This window comes from Burkholderia diffusa, assembly GCF_001718315.1.
Taxonomy (GTDB): domain Bacteria; phylum Pseudomonadota; class Gammaproteobacteria; order Burkholderiales; family Burkholderiaceae; genus Burkholderia; species Burkholderia diffusa_B.
Map to the genome: position 1 here is coordinate 1193146 of NZ_CP013362.1, position 18428 is coordinate 1211573.

An 18428-nucleotide genomic window follows, 5' to 3' on the forward strand; every position below is an offset into this window, starting at 1 on the left:
GCTTACGCGCCCGTTTGCTTGCCGGCGTCGCGGCCGGGGCCGTGCCGCTCGAACCAGCCGCGTACGCGGCGCGCGAGGCTGTCGAAGCCGAGATAGATCACCGGCGTCGTGAACAGCGTGAGCACCTGCGACACGATCAGGCCGCCCGCGATCGCGATCCCGAGCGGCTGGCGCAGCTCGGAGCCCGCGCCCGCGCCGACGATCAGCGGCACCGCGCCGAGCAGCGCGGCGAGCGTCGTCATCAGGATCGGCCGGAAGCGCAGCAGGCACGCCTGATAGATCGCCTCGCGCGGCGGCTTGCCTTCGACGCGCTCGGCCTCGAGCGCGAAGTCGATCATCATGATCGCGTTCTTCTTCACGATGCCGATCAGCAGCACGATCCCGATGATCCCGATGATGTCGAGGTCGTGTCCGGTGATCATCAGCGCGAGCAGTGCGCCGACGCCGGCCGACGGCAGCGTCGACAGGATCGTGATCGGATGGATGTAGCTCTCGTACAGCACGCCGAGCACGATGTACATCGTGACGACCGCCGCGAGGATCAGGAACAACTGGTTCGACAGCGACGCCTGGAACGCGAGCGCCGCGCCCTGGAAGCGCGTCTGGAACGAGCCGGGCAGGCCGATGTCCTTCTCCGCGGCGGCGATCGCCTTCACGGCCTCGCCGAGCGACGCGCCCGGTGCGAGGTTGAACGAAACCGTCGTCGACGGGAACTGCGACAGGTGCGCGACCAGCAGCGGCGACGGCCGTTCGTGGAACGACGCGATCGACGACAGCGGCACCTGGCCGCCGCCCGCCGACGGCAGGTAGATGTCGTTCAGCGATTCGGCGTAATGCTGCTCCTTCGGCTCCGACTCGAGAATCACGCGGTACTGGTTCGACTGCGTGAAGATGGTCGATACGATGCGCTGGCCGAACGCGTCGTACAGCGCATTGTCGACGGTCGCAGGCGTGATGCCGAAGCGCGCGGCGCTCGCGCGATCGATCTCGATGTAGACCGACTGGCCGTTGCTTTGCAGGTCGGTCGCGACGTCGGCGAGCGACGGCTCCTTCTGCAGCCGCGTGACGAGCTTCGGCACCCATGTCGCGAACTCGTCCGGGTTCGGGCTCGTCAGCATGAACTGGTACTGCGTCGGGCTCACGGTCGAGTCGATCGTCAGATCCTGCACCGACTGCATGAACAGCGTGATGCCGGTCACGTTCGCGACACGCTGCTGCAGGTCGCGGATGATCTGCGCGGCCGACTTGGAGCGGTCGTCGCGCGCCTTCAGGTTGATCAGCATCCGGCCGCTGTTCAGCGTGATGTTGCTGCCGTCGACGCCGATGAACGACGTGAGGCTCTCGACGTTCGGATCCTTCAGGATCTCGGCCGCGAGCGCCTGCTGGCGTTCGGCCATCGCGCCGTACGAGATCGACTGCGGCGCCTGCGTGATCGCCTGGATCACGCCGGTATCCTGCGCGGGGAAGAAGCCTTTCGGCACGTACACGTAGAGCAGGGCGGTGAGCGCGAGCGTCAGCAGCGCGACGACGAGCGTCGAGCGCTGGCGGTTCAGCACCCATTCGAGCGCGACCGCATAGCGCGCGATCACCCAGTCGATCGCGCGGTGCACGCGCGCCTCGAAGCGGTGGCTTTCGGGCGGCGGCGAATGGCGCAGCAGCTTCGCGCACATCATCGGCACGAGCGTGAGCGACACGATCGCCGAGATCACGATCGTCACCGCGAGCGTGATCGCGAATTCGTGGAACAGCCGGCCGACCACGTCGCCCATGAACAGCAGCGGAATCAGCACCGCGATCAGCGACACCGTCAGCGAGATGATCGTGAAGCCGATCTGCCGCGAGCCCTTCAGCGCGGCCTCGAGGCCGGAATCGCCTTCCTCGACGTAGCGCGCGATGTTCTCGATCATCACGATCGCATCGTCGACGACGAAGCCGGTCGCGATGGTGAGCGCCATCAGCGACAGGTTGTTCAGCGAAAAGCCGGCCATGTACATCACCGCGAGCGTGCCGATCAGCGACAGCGGCACCGAGAGGCTCGGGATGATGGTCGCGTAGATGTTCGCGAGGAACAGGTACATCACCAGCACGACCAGCGCGACCGCAAGCAGCAACTCGAACTGCACGTCGCGCACGGCGGCGCGGATCATCGTCGTGCGGTCGGTGACGATCTGCACGTCGAGCGCGGCCGGCAGCGTTTCCTGCAGCTTCGGCAACTGCGCCTTGATCGCGTCGACGGTCGCGATCACGTTCGCGCCCGGCTGGCGCTGCACGTTCAGGATGATCGCGGGCTCCGAGTTCACCCACGCGCCGAGCTTGGTGTTCTCCGAGCCGGCGACGACCTTCGCGACGTCGGTCAGCATCACCGGACGGCCGCTCTTGTACGCGACGACCGCATCGTTGTATTGATCTGCGCTGGTGAGCTGGTCGTTCGCGTTGATCGTATACGCGCGCGTCGGGCCGTCGAAGTTGCCCTTCGGCGTGTTCACGTTCAGGTTCGAGATCGTCGTGCGCAGATCGTCGAGGTTCATCCCGTATTGCGCGAGCGCGGTCGGGTTCGCCTGGATCCGCACGGCCGGCCGGTTGCCGCCCGACAGGCTGACGAGGCCGACACCCGCGATCTGCGAGATCTTCATCGCGAGGCGCGTGTCGGTCAGGTCCTGCACCTGCGTGAGCGGCAAGGTCTTCGACGTGATGGCGAGCGTCAGCACCGGCGCGTCGGCCGGGTTGACCTTCGCATAGATCGGCGGGGCGGGCAGATCGGACGGCAGCAGGTTGCCGGCCGCGTTGATCGCGGCCTGCACTTCCTGTTCGGCGATGTCGAGCGGCAGGTCGAGCGAAAACTGCAGCGTGATCACCGACGCGCCGGCCGAGCTTTGCGACGACATCTGGTTCAGCGACGGCATCTGGCCGAACTGCCGTTCCAGCGGCGCGGTGACCGACGACGTCATCACCTCCGGGCTCGCGCCCGGATAGAAGGTCTGGACCTGGATCGTCGGATAGTCGACCTCGGGCAGTGCCGCAAGCGGCAGGAAGCGCAGCGCAACGAGACCGGCCAGCATGATCGCCGCCATCAGGAGGGCGGTGCCGACCGGCCGGAGAATGAAAAGGCGGGATGGATTCATCGAGCGGCCCGTGCGTTACCGGGCCGCGGAGGCCGCTGCCTGCGACGCGCCGTGCTTGTGTCCGTCGCGGTGGGCGGCCGCACCCGATGCAGCCGACGCGCCCGACGCCGTGCCGGCGCCGTGTGCGCCCGATGCGCCTTTCGGCTTGTCGGCCGGGATCGTGATCTTCGCGCCTTCGCGCAAGCGGTCGGAGCCGTCGGTGACCACACGCTCGCCGATCGCGACGCCGCTGACGATACTCGTGCGCTCGCCGTCGACCGGGCCGGTCTTGACCTTGCGCACCGTCACCGTGTTGTCGGGTTTCACGATGTATACGAACTGGCCGATCGAGCCGGTCAGCACGGCGGCCGTCGGCACGATCGTCGCATTGCGCATCACGTCGACCAGCAGCCGCGTGTTCACGAACTGATTCGGAAACAGCAGGCCTTCCTTGTTGTCGAAGGTCGCGCGCAACTTGACCGTGCCGGTGCTCGTGTCGATCTGGTTGTCGAGCGTTTCGAGCGAACCCGTCTCGAGCGGCACCGTGTTGTTGCGGTTGTACGCGGTGACCGACAGTTTCTGGCCCGCGTTTACCTGCTTGACGATTTGCGGCAGGTTGTCCTCCGAGGTCGTGAAGATCACGCTCATCGGCTGCAGCTGCGTGATCACGACGATCCCGTTCGTGTCGCCCGGTGTCACGTAGTTGCCGGGGTCGACCTGACGCAGGCCGACGCGGCCCGACACCGGCGCCGTGATGCGCGCGTACGCGAGGTTCAGCTTCGCGGAGTCGATCGCGGCCTGGTCGGTCTTCACCGTTCCTTCGTATTGCTTGACGAGCGACGCCTGGGTGTCGACCGTCTGCGACGCGATCGAATCCTGCGACAGCAGTGTCTGATAGCGCTTCAGGTCGATGCGGGCTGTCGCGAGCAGCGCCGAATCGCGCGCGTGCGTGCCTTCGGCATTCTCGAGCGCGACCTGGTACGGGCGCGGGTCGATCTGCGCGAGCAGATCGCCTTTCTTCACGATCTGGCCTTCCTGGAACGCGACCGACTGCAGATAACCGGACAACTGCGTCTTGACCGTCACGTTCGCGAGCGGCGTCACGGTGCCGAGCGCGGACAGCACGATCGGCATCTCGCCCTGCGTCGCGGTCGCGACCGATACCGGTTGCGGAACGTTCGCCATGGCGGCGGGGCCGCCTCGGCCGCGATGGCCGCCACCGCCGGCGCTCGCGCCGGAGGCCGCGCCGCCCGCTGCCGGCGCGTCGGCCGGCGTGCGGTTCCACGGGTGCCACCACAACAAGCCGCCGATGACGACGATCGCGAGCGTCCCGATCACCAGCGTGCGGCGCGGGCGGCGCGCGGCCGTGGAGGCGGGTTCCTTCGAAGGGGGCGTGGGCTTGTGTTGGTTGTCCATCGTGTTCTGTCAGGAAGACGGCGCGGCGGGCCGGGAGGCGGCCCAGGGGCGGCGCGTGGGCAAGCGGCGCCGCAGGGCCGGCTCGGTCGGGGCCCTTGCGGTCCGCGCGGGAAAAGAAAAGAGCGGTGCGCGCCACGAATGCGGCGCGACGATGGGCATGATCCTACGTCCCGTCCCCGTTACAGTCCAGTGGTCTATCTTTCAACGGGTTACGGTCGTTACAGAACGCGACAGGGCGATGACGGATCGATTACACGGCGCTGCGCCGGGCCGGCGCGCCGCCGATCTCGCGGGTGATTTTGGCGATGCATTCGTGCAGCGCGGGCACCACGTGTTCCTGCAGCCATTCGGGCGGGCATTGACTGGATGCGCCGCCGCAGTTCACCGAATAGCGCTGGCCCGACGGGCCGACGAAGCCGGCCGCGACCGCGTTCAACCCTTCGCGCCATTCGCCGATCGCGATCGCGTGACCGGCGCGCATCGCGTCCTCGACGCCGGGGGTCAGGCGGGCCGACACGTGCGGCCAGTCGTCGCCAGCCGTCGCGCGCAGCGCGTCGAGCAGCGCGCGACGCTCGTCGTCCTCCAGTGCCGCGAGATACGCGCGGCCGACCGCGGTGCGCGCGATGTCCATCCGCGAGCCGATCTCGAGGCGCGTGACGAGCACGGCCGAGCGCGGCCGGATCACGTCGATCGCGACCATGTCGAGGCGGTCGCGCACCGCGAGATGCACCGACAGCGATGTGCGCTCGGCGAGTTCGATCATGAACGGCCGCGAGCGCGCGCGGATGTCGAAGTTGCGCAGGAAGCCGTGGCTGAGCTCCAGCACGGACGCGGTCAGCACGAAGCGCTCGCTGTCCGGCAGCTGGAACAGAAAGCCGGCGCTCACGAGCGTCGCCGTGATGCGCGACACGGTTGGCTTCGGGATGCCCGTCAATTCGGTGAGCTCGCGGTTGCTGACCGGGGCGTCGGCGGCCGCGATGCGCCGCAGCACGGCGAGGCCGCGCGCGAGCGCGGTGATCTCGTCCGGCGACGATTCGCGGTCTCGGGGCGCGGGAGGCGTTACAGGTGTCGACACGAGGGATTCTCTCTATTTCCGAAACTCGATTTCAATTTTGTTGGTATTGTAGGATGATTGTCAAAAGATGCATGTTCCATGGGTGAATCGTTCATTAGATGAGATTTTACGGGTTCACCCTTGGTTTATTAGGAAAACGCTCAAGGCAGCATCGCCGGAAAGTGCAGAAGCCGGTGCAAATACCGCTTGACTTGTCGGGCAGAAACGGAAAGAATGTCTCACGTTTTCGAAACATCGTTTCAGGAGTTTAACCGGCAACGGTGTTTCGCGCAGTCTCTCAGGTTCTAGCACGGCCCTCGGAATGGCTAGAACTTTTTTAGCGCCACGGTCTCCGTGGCGCTTTTTTTTGCCCGTCCGCCGGACACGTCAGGCCGTATTATCCCCCCATCGCTGAAATCGCCCGTTCGACCCGGCTCGTGCGCGCGTGGGTGCGCGCGGCGCACGCAAAAAAAAGCGCGATGCCCGCAATGGGCATCGCGCGTAAACCGGCGTGGAGCGCCGACGAATGAAACGTGAAGAAGAAAGCGGTGCCCGGGGTCACCGACGCCGGGCCAGTGAGCTCAGCCCTTCGCGAGCTTGATGCTGGTCGGCTCGGCCGTCAGGTAGCCGACGCTGGCGCCGAAGCGGTCCTTGTAGTTCGCGCGCACGAGCGGATCGAGCGTCGGCTTGACCTTGTCGTGCAGCGGCGACTCCCAGTCGCCCGCGTGCTGGAAGTTGCTCATGATGTACGTCCAGCCGTTGATCTCGTCGACCGCGTGCAGACCCGTCGATTCGGCGCCGGCCGGGCACGACAGCACGCGCACGAGCGACTTCGTGTCGACGTTGTACGCCCACAGGAAGTTGTTCACGTGCATGCCCGAGTCTTCGCCGATGAAGAGCGTGCGCAGCTTCTCGGAGAACTTCAGGTTGTCCGGGTTCGCGATCTTGTCCGGATTCGCGAGGTTGCCGAGCGCATCGGCCGCGGCGAGGTCCTCGCCGACGAGCGCGGCCGGCGCGCTCATGTCGACGGGCACCCACTCGCTGTCGATCGCGCCGCCCGACGTGTCGCGTTGGCCGGCCTTCAGGTTCAGCGCGTAGACGGCGCCCGCGGCGATCTTCTTGTCCACCGCGACGTCGCGCGACACCGCATTGCCCTTGACCATCGACGTCTCGATCCGCGACATCGCCGTGTAGACGATCTTGTCCTTCGCGTTGACCGTCGTGCCTTCGAGCTTCGTGAACGCCATGCTGCTGCCGATCAGCGCCGCGTAGCGGTGCGTCTCGAGGAACGCAGCCGCCTTTTCCATCCCGGGCTTCACGCGGATCCAGTTGAACTTGCCGCTGAAATGGATCTTCGTGTAGCTCGCGTCGTTCGGGTCGGTCGTCGTCAGGTCCATGATGTCCGACGCCTTCAGCGTGTTCGCGAGCGTCTCGATCTCGCTGCTCGTCGCGTGGCCGATGCGGATCCACGTGAGCGTCGCGCTGCCCGCGCCGGCGGACGACGTCTGCGTCCACTTCGCGACGTATAGCGTGCCGGCCGACAGGTCGGCCGCCTTGTCGGCGACGAACATGAACAGGCCGCCGTTGGTGGCGTCGTCACCCATCATCACCGTGCGCTGGTCCGGCATCACCTGGATCAGCTCGTGCGAGATGCGGCCGAGGCAGTAATGCTTCTTCACCGAGCCGGTGCCGTCCGGGTTCACCGTGATCTCGGGCAGGTGGCCGTAGTGATAGGGGTTCGCCGTCGTCTCGTCGCCGAACGTGTTCTTGCTGAATGCCTTGAACTGCGCGTCGGTCGCGGCCTTCGTCGCGTCCGGCTCGTATTCCTCGCTCGACAGATGCGTGCCCCACGGCGACAGGCTCGCGCCACACGTGATCCACAGGCCGTGCGCCTTCGACGTATCGACGTTGTGATACTTGACGACCTTCAGCGCGCCGCTCGCCGGATCCTGGTCGAGAGTGATTACCGCGATCGGCGATGGCAACTGGCCGTACTGCGACGCGCTCGCCTGGTCGCGCGTCGTGTATTCGAACTGAACGACCGCGAATACCGTGTTGCCCTTCACGCCGGCCACGTTCGCGTTCTTCAGCGTCAGCAGCGAACTGCCGTCCGGGCAGTCCGAATAGAACTGGCGCTCCTTGCCCGCCACCGAGCGATCGATGATCGGCTGGTTGTTGATGTCGTAGTAGCCGCCCGCGAGCGTCGTGCCGCCCTTGCCGTCCGGCACCATGTCGCCCGTCACGAAGAACGGGCGATACGCGAGCTTGAAGTTGCGCGACGAGCCGTCCGAGAACGACACCGATAGCGTCGAGCCGACCGTCGTCGTGGCCATCGCGGCCGCGTTGTCGAGCGTGGGCGCGGCCATGGCCGAGAACGCGGCCGACGTGTATGCGGCGGCGGCCGGCGTCGCCGCCGGATTGTCGTCGCCGCCGCAGCCCGTCAGCAGGGCCGGCAGCGCGAGGCCGGAGAGGGGCAGCATGGGCGCGCCGGCAAGGATCTTCAAGGCCTGACGACGGGAAGCATTGGGCAACGCGGGCATGTGGAGTCCAGTTTCGAATGTTGGAAGAATGGCCTTGCGCGATGCAGGCGATCAGCAAGCACGACGAAGGCAAGTTGAAAACTGGACCGAAGTTTAGGGACGCTCGATGAAAGTTTTTTGAATTGAAAACGTAATGATGCGCCGGCTATCCGACAGGCGGGCTGCCGGACGCCGGTTGGACACGTATTTGCGCTCAGTCGCGCTCGGGCGTCGCCGAGATGCGGTGGATCGACAGGTCGGCGCCGTCGAACTCGGCTTCGCGTTCGAGGCGAAGGCCGACGGTCGCCTTCAGCGCGCCGTACACGAGCGTGCCGCCCGCGGTGGCGATCGCGATGCCGCCGAGCGTGCCGATGAGTTGCGATACGAACGACACGCCGCCGAGGCCGCCGAGGGCGGGTTGCCCGAACACGCCGGCCGCAATGCCGCCGAGCGCGCCGCACATCCCGTGCAGCGGCCACACGCCGAGCACGTCGTCGATGCGCCACTTGTTCTGCACGCAGGTGAACATCGCGACGAACAATGCGCCGGCGGCCGCCCCGGTGACGAGCGCACCGATCGGGTGCATCACGTCGGAGCCCGCGCAGACCGCGACGAGCCCCGCGAGCGGGCCGTTGTAGGTGAAGCCCGGATCGTTGCGGCCGGCCATCCACGCGGCGAGCGTGCCGCCGACCATCGCCATCAGCGAGTTCACGGCGACCAAGCCGCTGATCTTGTCGAGCGTTTGCGCGCTCATCACGTTGAAGCCGAACCAGCCGACCGCGAGCACCCACGCGCCGAGCGCGAGGAACGGGATGTTCGACGGCGGGTGCGCGGCGATCCGGCCGTCCTTCGCATAGCGGCCGTGCCGTGCGCCGAGCAGCAGCACGGCCGGCAGCGCGACCCAGCCGCCGAACGCATGCACGACGACCGAGCCCGCGAAATCGTGGAACGGCGCGCCGAACGCGTGCGTGAGCCAGCCCTGCACGCCAAAGCGCTCGTTCCATGCGATCCCTTCGAAGAACGGATAGATGAAGCCGACGATGATCAGCGTCGCGACGAGCTGCGGGTTGAATTTCGCGCGCTCGGCGATCCCGCCGGACACGATCGCGGGAATGGCCGCCGCGAACGTCAGCAGGAAGAAGAAGCGCACGAGCGCGTAGCCGCTGTGCTGCGACAGCGTGCCGATGTCGTCGAAGAACTCGACGCCGTACGCGATCGTGTAGCCGATGAAGAAGTACGCGAGCGTCGACACCGAGAAGTCGACCAGGATCTTCACGAGTGCGTTGACCTGGTTCTTCTTGCGGACCGTGCCGAGCTCGAGAAATGCAAAGCCCGCGTGCATCGCGAGCACCATGACGGCGCCGATCAACAGGAACAGTGAGTCGACGCCGGATTTCAGACCATCCATGCCGTGGCTTCCTTGCGCAAAAAACGGGCAAGGAATGCAAATATCGAGCCAACTTGGTGAACGAGTGCGTGCAAGTGGTGCGGAAGGCCGCGTGGTGCGGCATGCCGACGATGCGTGCACGGTGGCGGGGCAACCCGAATATGGCGCGAAGCCGTGCTGATTGCACGCGCATGGTGCGGTGCGTGCAGGTGTGGTGCGTGCGATGCGCGGCGTGGTGCGCCGTGATGCACCGGTCTGGCGCGTCAGCGGCGAGGGAACAGCACGCGCGAGCGTCGCAGCCGTAGCGCGCAGACGCACCAGTAGGTCGCGACGGTGGTGAGCCCGAGCGCGGCAAATGCGAGCGCGGCGAAGCCCGCGTGCGACTGGCCGTCGCCGTCGGGGCCAAGGATGCCTTGCGCGACGATCAGCGCGGCCGTCCAGAAACCGATCACCGCCTGGGCGAGCAGGCGTGCGCACGCCACGCGGCGCGGGCGCCCGGCGGCGCGCAGGCGCGGCGCGGACGGCGAGCGAAGGCACAGGAACAGGGTGGCGGCGAGCGCGGCGGCCAGCGCGATGAACCAGTCAATGAGGAAAGCCATGAAGGAACGGGAAGCAGACGGAGCGGACTGAAGCCTGCCCACTTTAGCTTCGGCACGCGTGCGATTGAATCAGACAAATCCGAAATTGAAAGGCATTTTTAATCACGAGTCGTCATTGGCCTTGTTCCACAGGCGGTATCATCGACGCTGGTTCAACCATTCAGGCCGTGCGGCGCACGGCCGGAGATCGCTGATGAAGATGAAGATTCGGCCGGCGCGTCGCGTACCTGGGTCCATGCTGGCGGCCGCGGCCGTCGGTGCGGTGCTGTTGCTCGCAGGCTGCGAGAAATCCGGCACGCCGGCCACGCAACCCGATACGGCCGCGAGCGCGGCCGCCGATGCCGCGAACAGCGCGGCCAAGGCGCTCGACCAGGTGGCAAGCACCGTCAACCAGCAGATCAATGCCGCGAAGGCCGGCATCGCGAGCGCGGCCTCGGCGGTGCCGCCGCTGTCCGCGAGCGGCCTCGCGTCCGCCGCGCAGGCGCAGATCGATGCGGCCGCTTCAGCCGTCGTCGCGCATGCCGCATCGGAAGCCGGCGCGAAAATGGCGGAAGCCGGCAAGAAGCTGCAGCAGTGGAGCCAGCAGAACGCGTCGGGTGCAAAGCCGGCCAGCGGCGAGTAAGAGTCAGGGGCCCTTGCGAAATCCGCGAAATGTAATTATAGTGGTTACACATTGTCGCCGGCTGCCGTTCGGGCCGGCGTCATCGAGTGAGTGAGGAATGAATACCAGCAGCCGGTTCGCGTTTGCCGTTCATGTGCTTGCCCTGCTGTCGATGCAGGAAGGTGCGCCGCTGTCGTCCGACATCATCGCGGGTAGCGTGAACACGAATCCGGCGCTGATTCGCCGTCTGCTGTCGATGCTCGCCGCCGCGGGGCTGACCACGTCGCAGCTCGGCGCGGGCGGAGGCGCGCTGCTGGCGCGCGAGCCCGGCGAGATCACGCTGCTCGACGTGTATCGTGCGGTCGACGATGCGCAGTTGTTTGCGCTGCATCGCGAGGCGCCGAATCCCGCGTGTCTCGTCGGGCGGCACATCCAGGGCGTGCTGATCGACTATATCGGTGACGCGCAGCGCGCGATGGAAGCATCGCTTGCGACGCGCACGCTCGCGGACGTCACGGCCGACGTGCTCGAATCGGAGCAGCGCAGCCGGCCGGCGGGCAGCACGGGAGGCTGATCGCGGGTAGCGGATGAAGCAGGGCAGGAGGCCGGGCGGCGCGCACGCGCGGCGACCGGCACGACGGAGCGGTGCTCCGTTTTTTTTGGCCTTATATGTAATCGCCGAAGTTACTTTTTATTTTTGGAGAATCGACATGACGCAACGTATCTTGAACATCGCACTGTTCGGCGCCACCGGGATGATCGGCTCGCGCATCGCCGCGGAAGCCGTGCGCCGCGGCCATCGCGTGACCGCGCTGTCGCGCCACCCGGGCGCGGCCGGCGACGGCATCACCGCGAAGGCGGCGGACCTGTTCGATGCGGCCAGCATCGCGGCCGCGCTGCCGGGCCACGACGTCGTCGCGAGTGCGTACAGCCCGAAGCAGGAAGAGCCCGCGAAGATCGTCGCCGCGGCGAAGGCGCTGGTGGAAAGCACACGCCAGGCGGGCTTGAAGCGGCTCGTGGTGGTGGGCGGCGCCGGTTCGCTCGAAGTCGGGCCGGGCAAGCAGTTGGTCGACACCGAAGGTTTCCCGGACGCGTACAAGGCGGTCGCGCTCGCGCACCGCGATGCGCTCGATTATCTGAAAACGGTCACCGATCTCGACTGGACGTTCTTCGCGCCGGCGGCTCTGATCGCGCCGGGCGAGCGCACGGGCACGTTCCGCACGGGCGCGGGCAAGCTGATCGCGGACGCAGAGGGCAACAGCAGGATCTCGGCGGAAGACTACGCGGTGGCGTTCGTCGATGCGCTCGAGCAGCACGGCTTCGTGCGCGAGATCGCGACGGTCGCGTATTGATCGCTCTCACGGCAAGGCGGCGCATACGTGCCGTATCTCGCCGTTAGCGACTGGCAGGCGGCGCAGCCGTAATGACTTCAGGCGATTCCACCTCGACGGGTGGAATCGCCTGTTTCGTCTGGTGAGCCGATGATCGATGGACTGCCGCGCTCCGGACGCGTGCGTGGCGCGGATCGTTCCGTGCCCGATTGGTATTTATCCCGGTCGACGCCGCGCAGCGGTTTCCATATTGTTCCCCGTCATGCAGGATGTATAGAAAAAATTTCTATCTACGAGGGACTGGGTAAATGGATGCCATCGATCGCAAACTGCTGGAGCTGTTGCAGGCAGATGCCACATTGCCGATCGCGGAGCTCGCGCAGCGCGTGAACCTGTCGCAGACGCCGTGCTGGAAGCGCGTGCAGCGGCTCAAGGAAACCGGCGCGATCCGCGCGCAGGTCGCGCTGTGCGATCCGCGCAAGCTCGGTGTCGGCACGACGGTGTTCGTCGCGATCCGCACCAACCAGCATACGGAGGAGTGGGCGCAGCGCTTCACGCAGGCCGTGCGCGACATGCCGGAAGTCGTCGAGGTCTACCGGATGAGCGGCGAGACCGACTATCTGCTGCGCGTCGTGGTGGCCGGCATCGACGATTACGATCGCGTGTACAAGCAACTGATCCGCGCGGTGCCGTTGTTCGACGTGAGCTCGTCGTTTGCGATGGAGCAGATCAAGTATTCGACTGCGTTGCCGGTGCGCGATCTGTCCGAGCCGGCCTAGCGCGGGATGGCGATGGATCGCGTTGGTGCGCAGGTGATACGCGTGTGCGCTGCCGATACGTGCCGTTGTCGCCTCGTCAGCGGCCGCGCGACAGCGCGCGTGCGCGTTCGTCCGCCAGCGCGTCGCGGCGCACGAACTCCGCGACGAACGGGCTGGCCGGATGGTGGTGCAGCGCGTAAGGCGTATCCCATTGCGCGAGTCGGCCGTCCTTCATCACGCCGATCCGGTCGGCGATCGCGAACGCTTCGGCCTGGTTGTGCGTGACGAGGATCGCGGTGTGACCCGTGCGCTTCAGGATGTCGCGCAGCTCGAACGCGAGACGCTCGCGTGTATCGACGTCGAGATTCGAGAACGGCTCGTCGAGCAGCAGCAGCTCCGGTGACGGCGCGAGCGCGCGGGCGAGGGCGACGCGCTGCTGCTGGCCGCCCGACAGTTCGTGCGGATACGCGCTGCCGGAAGCGGCGAGTCCGACGAGCTCGAGCATGTCGGCGACGCGCGCGCGTCGCTCGACCTTCGGCATCCGTCGCAGGCCGAACGCGACGTTGTCGGCCGCATTCAGGTGCGGGAACAGCGCATAGTCCTGGAACATCATCCCGATGCGCCGCCGCTCGGGCGGCACGTCGAGCGACGGCGCCGCGACGGGCGTGCCGTCCAGCACGATGCGTCCCATGCGCACGGGTTCGAAGCCCGCGATCGCGCGCAGCACGGTAGTCTTGCCGCAGCCCGATGCACCGAGCAGGCAACCGATGTCGCCGCGCGGCAGCGCGAGGCTCAGTCCGTCGACCGCCGTGCGGCGGCCGTGCGGCGTGTCATAGGCGACGCAGAGGTCGTCGAGTTCGAGCAGGTTCACGGTGTCAGGCTCCGATCTTGTGACGAGTGCGCGCGAGCAGGATCACGGGCACGAGCCCGGCCAGCACGATCGCGAGCGCGGCGACCGCGCCTTCCTCATAGGTGCCGCGCGCGGCCTCCGCATATAGCCAGGTCGCGAGCGTGTCGAAATTCAGCGGGCGCAGCAGCAGCGTCGCCGGCAGCTCCTTCATCGCGTCGACGAACACGAGCAGTGCGCTCGTCGTGAGCGCGGGCCGCAGCAGCGGCAGGTGCACGCGGCGCAGCGTGCCGCCGGCCGTCTCGCCGAGCGAGCGCGCGGCGTGTTCCAGCGACGGCGGAATGCGCGCAAGGCCGGCTTCGATGCTGCCGGCGGAGATCGCGAGAAAGCGCACGGTGTATGCGATCACGAGCGCGGCTGCCGACCCCATCAGCACCAGCCCGTCGCGGCCGAGCGCCGCGCCCAGCAGCCGGTCGGCCGCCGCGAACGGGACCAGCAGGCCGATCGCCAGCACGGTGCCCGGCACCGCGTAGCCGAGGCTCGCGATTCGCGCGCATACGCGGGCCGGGCCCGCACGCGCGCTGTCGCGCCGCGCGCGCGCCGCCCACGCGACGACGAGCCCGCATGCGAGTGTCGCCACGGTTGCGGCGGCGGCGATCGTCAGCGTGTTCGCGAGCCCGGTCATCAATTGAGCGGATACGCCGCCGACGAAATGCAGCCGCTTGCCGGTCTCGACCGCGAGGTACGCCGCCGGCGCGCCGAAGCCGAGCAGCACCGGCAACCCGCCGAGCGCGGTGGCGCTCCACGCCGCGGCGCCCGTCAGCTTGCGCGGTGCGAGCGGACGCATGCGCCGGCCGTGCGCGTAGCGCTGGCGGCGGCGCCCGTAGCGTTCGAGCACGATCATGCCGACGACGATCGCGAGCATCGCGAGCGCGATCTGCGCGGCGCCGGCGAGATCGGAGCGCGTGATCCATGTCGTGTAGACCGACACGGTCAGCGTCTGCACACCGAGGAATTCCGATGCGCCGATGTCGTTCAGCGTTTCGAGCAGCGCAAGGCTCACGCCGACCGCGATCGCGGGCCGCGCGAGCGGCACGACGACGCGCCAGAACGTCGCGATGCGTCCCGCGCCGAGCGTGCGCGCGGCTTCGAGCAGGCTCGCGGACTGCGTGACGAACATCGCGCGCGTGCTCAGGTACACGTACGGATACAGCACGAAGCCGAGCACGAAGATTGCACCGGGCAGCGAGCGCAGGTCGGGCAGGCGGAACTGGCGCGGGCTGTCGAAGCCGAGCAGCCAGCGGATCGCGCCCTGCACGGGGCCGATCGGATGGAGCAGGTCGAGGTACGCGAACGCGACGATATAGGTGGGCACTGCGAGCGGCAGGAGCAGCGCCCAGGTCAGCATCCGTCGGCCGGGAAAATCGTACGCGGTGACGAGCCACGCGCAACCCGTGCCGAGCACCGTGACGATCGCGCCGACGCCCGCGAGCAACAGCAGCGTGTTGACGAGCGCCTGCGGCAGCACGAACTCGGCGAGATGCTTCCAGTGCGCGAGATCGGCGCCGAACGACGCTGCGACCAGCACCGCGAGCGGCGCCGCGACCGCCGCGGCGATCGCGACGGCCGCGCCCAGCCAGAGGACGCCCGCGCGCGATCGGAGCGGCCGGCGGCGCGCGCGGACGAACGATGCGTCAGTTGTCAAAGCCGACCTTGTCGACGAGCTGGCTGGCCGCCTTGCGGTGCTTCGCGATGTCGGTCAGCGGCAGCGGGTCGATCTTCAGCGTGCCGAAACTCGCGATCACCGGATCGAGCTTCACGTTCGCGCGCACCGGATATTCGTAGTTCGCCTGCGCATACAGCGCCTGCGCTTCCGGCGACACGAGGTACTCGAGCAGCTTCACCGCGTTGGCCTTGTGCGGCGCGTGCTTCGCGATCGCCGCGCCGCTGATGTTTACGTGCGTGCCACCGCTTTTCGCGTTCGCGAACGTCGGCCGCACGACCTTGATCGCGTCGCCCCACTTGCGCGCATCGGTGCCGGGCTCCGCGTTCTTCATGTGACCGACGTAGTACGCGTTGGCAAGACCGACGTCGCAGATGCCGCCGAGAATGTCGCGCGCGACGTCGCGGTCGCCGCCCGTCGCCTTGCGGGCGAGATTCGTCTTCACGCCGCGCAGCCACTTTTCGGTCGCGGCTTCGCCGTCGTGCGCGATCATCGCCGCGACGAATGCCGTGTTGTACGGATGCTGCCCCGAGCGGATGCAGACCTTGCCCTTCCATTTCGGATCGGCGAGATCCTCGTAGCGGAACGCGTCGACCTTCAGGTCCTTCTCCACGTACAGCACGCGGTCGCGCAGCGACAGCGCGTACCAGTCGCCTTGCGCGCCGCGCAGGTTCGCGGGAATCGCATCGTCGAGCACCTTCGAGCGCACCGGCTGCGCGAGCCCGCCGTCGACCAGGTCCAGCAGGTTGCCGATGTCGACCGTCATCAGCACGTCGGCCGGCGATTGCGCGCCTTCCGCCTTCACGCGCTCGAGCAGGCCGTCCTTCACGAACACCGTGTTGACCTTGACGCCGCTCTGTTTCGTGAACGCGTCGATCAGCGGCTGGATCAGCTTCGGTTCGCGCGTGGTGTACAGGCTTACTTCCTCGGCCGCGTGGGCTAGTGGCGCGAATGCGGCGGCGGCAAGGGCGAGGGCGCCGGCGAGCGGCAGCAGGCGGGTGCGCGGATTCGACATGGAGACTCCGATGAGGCAGGCGACGAAAAAGCGTTCCGGGGCGTGCCTGCCGCCCGAGCAACCCGAAACATTACAAAACGAAAGATTTCGGATTCTAGATCGGAATGGGAATGATTATCAAATGAAAGGTTGTGGAAGGCGAGGAGGAAGGTGGAGGAAGGGCGCGCAACCAGGGCGCCGCAGCGCGGACGCAAGCGCGTAGAATGCCCGCTTCAACGAATTCGACGGAGCCGCACCGACCATGAACGATCAGCGCAAGAAGAACCCTGTCCGCAACGTGAGCATCCTGATCGTCGTGGCCGTGCTGCTCGTGATCGGGACGATTCTGTATAACGCGATCTCGCAGAAGCACGCGTACGACGAGGCCCATCCGGCCGAGGCCGCGAGCGCCGCGTCGCACTGACCCAAGCGCGAATGCCGCGATCGCTGCGCGGCCCGATCGGGCCGCCAACGATGCGCAGCAACGGCAGGAGGAGTGGGAGCGGTGGGCGGCGCCGGGCGCCGCGCCGGGACGGACGCGGGCGCCGAAGCCGGCGCGCCGCGTGGAAAGGTCAGCCGTGCGTCAACGTGACGCAGGCGCAAACTTCGGGCGGATTCGTGCGTAGAACACGACCGCGAGCAGCACGAGCCATGCCGCGCCGACGTATAGCGCGACGCGCGTATCTTCGAACCAGCCGAGCATCACGATCACGAAACTCATGAACGCGATCGTCAGCGCAGGTGCGACGGGCCACAGCGGCACCTTGAACTTCAATGCCGCGACTTCCGCGCGCGACAGGCGACGGCGCATCGCGACCTGCGACAGCAGGATCATCAGCCACACCCACACGGTCGCGAACGTCGCGATCGCCGCGACCACCAGGAATACGTCTTTCGGCATCAGGTAGTTGAGCAGCACGCCGACCAGCAGCGCGCCGGCCATCACGAGCACCGTGACCCATGGCACGCCGTGCCGCGACGTCGTCATCAGCACGCGCGGCGCCTGACCCTGCCGCGCCATTCCGAACATCATCCGCCCCGCGCCGAATATGTCGCTGTTGATCGCCGAGATTGCCGCGCTGATCACCACGAGGTTGAGAATGGTCGCCGCCGACTTCACGCCGAGCGCCGAGAAGATCTGCACGAACGGGCTGCCGTCGCTGCCGACGCCGGTCCACGGGCTGATCGACATCAGCACGATCATCGTCAGCACGTAGAACAACAGGATGCGCGCGGGCACCGCGTTGATGGCGCGCGGAATCACGCGCTCCGGATCCTTTGCCTCGCCGGCGCTCATCCCGATCACCTCGATGCCGCCGTACGCGAAGATCACGACCGACAGCGACGCGATCAGACCGCCGATCCCGTTCGGGAAGAAGCCGCCATGGTTCCACAGGTTCGCGAACGTCGGCACGTCGGCCGAATGGCCGAAATGCATGCCGGTCAGCAGGATCGCGATGCCGCCGCCGATCATCGCGACGATCGCGCCGACCTTGATGATCGACAGCCAGAACTCGAGCTCGCCGAACACCTTCACATGGCACAGATTCAGCCCGCAGATGACCGCGACGACGCCGAGTACCCAGATCCATTGAGGGACATCCGGAAACCAGAAGCCCATGTAGATGCCGAACGCGGTGATGTCGGCAATCGCGACGATCACCATTTCGAGCGTGTAGGTCCAGCCGGTGACGAAGCCCGCGAACGGGCCGAGATTTTCGGTCGCGTAGTGGCCGAACGAGCCGGCGACGGGCTCGCGCACGGCCATCTCGCCCAGTGCGCGCATCACCATGTAGACAGCCGCGCCGCCCAGAATATAGGCCAGGATCACCGCCGGGCCCGCGAGCTGGATCGCGGACGCCGAGCCGTAGAACAGGCCGGTGCCGATCGCCGAGCCCAGCGCGAGAAAGCGGATGTGCCGCGCGCTCAGATGGCGCTGCAAGTTCTTCATCGAGTCTCCGATATCGTTATGCGACGGACCGGGCGAGCGGGGCCGGCCCGGTTGGCTCAAGTTGTCTATACAACTTGAGCGTGGCGGAATGATAACAAGCCGGACCATGTGACCGGAATCGGGTATTCCCTGACTGGCGCAACCGGC

Annotated in this window: 15 protein-coding genes; 5 read left to right on the forward strand and 10 right to left on the reverse strand. The window is 67.0% G+C overall.

Translation table 11 applies throughout. The features are described 5' to 3' along the window. Positions 1-2: 2 nt before the first annotated feature. The 6 genes from WI26_RS05525 to WI26_RS05550 all read right to left on the reverse strand — a co-directional run bounded on the left by WI26_RS05525 (position 3) and on the right by WI26_RS05550 (position 10076). A complete protein-coding gene (locus tag WI26_RS05525; protein WP_059510950.1) occupies positions 3-3122 on the reverse strand; it encodes an MdtB/MuxB family multidrug efflux RND transporter permease subunit in 3120 nt (1039 codons plus the stop codon). A gap of 15 nt (positions 3123-3137) precedes the next feature. Then, a complete protein-coding gene (locus WI26_RS05530) occupies positions 3138-4517 on the reverse strand; it encodes an MdtA/MuxA family multidrug efflux RND transporter periplasmic adaptor subunit (protein WP_069225398.1) in 1380 nt (459 codons plus the stop codon). Between the two features lie 250 nt (positions 4518-4767). Further along, positions 4768-5592 (reverse strand): IclR family transcriptional regulator, encoded by an 825-nt coding sequence (locus WI26_RS05535; protein WP_059467128.1) that lies wholly within the window; start codon positions 5590-5592, stop codon positions 4768-4770. Between the two features lie 560 nt (positions 5593-6152). After that, positions 6153-8111 (reverse strand): PhoX family protein, encoded by a 1959-nt coding sequence (locus WI26_RS05540; protein WP_069225399.1) that lies wholly within the window; start codon positions 8109-8111, stop codon positions 6153-6155. A 193-nt stretch (positions 8112-8304) separates the two neighbouring features. Beyond that, positions 8305-9498: an ammonium transporter gene (locus WI26_RS05545; protein WP_059465522.1), complete on the reverse strand. Its 1194-nt coding sequence runs from the start codon at positions 9496-9498 to the stop codon at positions 8305-8307. A gap of 242 nt (positions 9499-9740) precedes the next feature. After that, positions 9741-10076: a hypothetical protein gene (locus tag WI26_RS05550; protein WP_059465523.1), complete on the reverse strand. Its 336-nt coding sequence runs from the start codon at positions 10074-10076 to the stop codon at positions 9741-9743. A gap of 193 nt (positions 10077-10269) precedes the next feature. On the opposite strand from WI26_RS05550, the gene WI26_RS05555 reads away from it, so the two are divergent. From WI26_RS05555 to WI26_RS05570, 4 genes are all read left to right on the forward strand, one after another. Beyond that, on the forward strand, positions 10270-10698 hold the full coding sequence (locus tag WI26_RS05555; RefSeq protein WP_059508712.1) for a hypothetical protein: 429 nt from the start codon (positions 10270-10272) through the stop codon (positions 10696-10698). A 97-nt stretch (positions 10699-10795) separates the two neighbouring features. After that, positions 10796-11251, forward strand: a complete 456-nt coding sequence (locus WI26_RS05560) for an Rrf2 family transcriptional regulator (RefSeq protein ID WP_059449432.1) — start codon at positions 10796-10798, stop codon at positions 11249-11251. Positions 11252-11387: 136 nt separating this feature from the next. Beyond that, positions 11388-12029 (forward strand): NAD(P)-dependent oxidoreductase, encoded by a 642-nt coding sequence (locus WI26_RS05565; protein ID WP_069225400.1) that lies wholly within the window; start codon positions 11388-11390, stop codon positions 12027-12029. 287 nt (positions 12030-12316) lie between these two features. Next, the gene (locus tag WI26_RS05570) at positions 12317-12787 is read left to right on the forward strand and encodes an Lrp/AsnC family transcriptional regulator (RefSeq protein ID WP_006754321.1); all 471 of its coding nucleotides are present in this window, start codon (positions 12317-12319) and stop codon (positions 12785-12787) included. A 76-nt stretch (positions 12788-12863) separates the two neighbouring features. Here the strand turns inward: WI26_RS05570 and WI26_RS05575 are convergent, their stop codons facing one another. The 3 genes from WI26_RS05575 to WI26_RS05585 are packed head-to-tail and all read right to left on the reverse strand — an operon-like array spanning position 12864 to position 16351. After that, entirely contained in the window at positions 12864-13637 is a 774-nt protein-coding gene (locus tag WI26_RS05575; protein WP_069225401.1) for an ABC transporter ATP-binding protein, read from the reverse strand. 4 nt (positions 13638-13641) lie between these two features. Beyond that, a complete protein-coding gene (locus tag WI26_RS05580; RefSeq protein ID WP_069225402.1) occupies positions 13642-15318 on the reverse strand; it encodes an ABC transporter permease in 1677 nt (558 codons plus the stop codon). Next, on the reverse strand, positions 15308-16351 hold the full coding sequence (locus WI26_RS05585; protein WP_069225403.1) for a Fe(3+) ABC transporter substrate-binding protein: 1044 nt from the start codon (positions 16349-16351) through the stop codon (positions 15308-15310). The genes WI26_RS05580 and WI26_RS05585 overlap by 11 nt, the downstream gene beginning before the upstream one ends. Positions 16352-16592: 241 nt before the next feature. Here WI26_RS05585 and WI26_RS32120 point away from each other — a divergent pair, with 241 nt between their 5' ends. Next, positions 16593-16754, forward strand: coding sequence for a hypothetical protein (locus WI26_RS32120; RefSeq protein WP_006476417.1), 162 nt, complete (start codon positions 16593-16595; stop codon positions 16752-16754). Positions 16755-16913: 159 nt separating this feature from the next. Here the strand turns inward: WI26_RS32120 and WI26_RS05590 are convergent, their stop codons facing one another. Beyond that, a complete protein-coding gene (locus WI26_RS05590) occupies positions 16914-18281 on the reverse strand; it encodes an amino acid permease (RefSeq protein ID WP_059465529.1) in 1368 nt (455 codons plus the stop codon). Between the last annotated feature and the right edge of the window lie 147 nt (positions 18282-18428).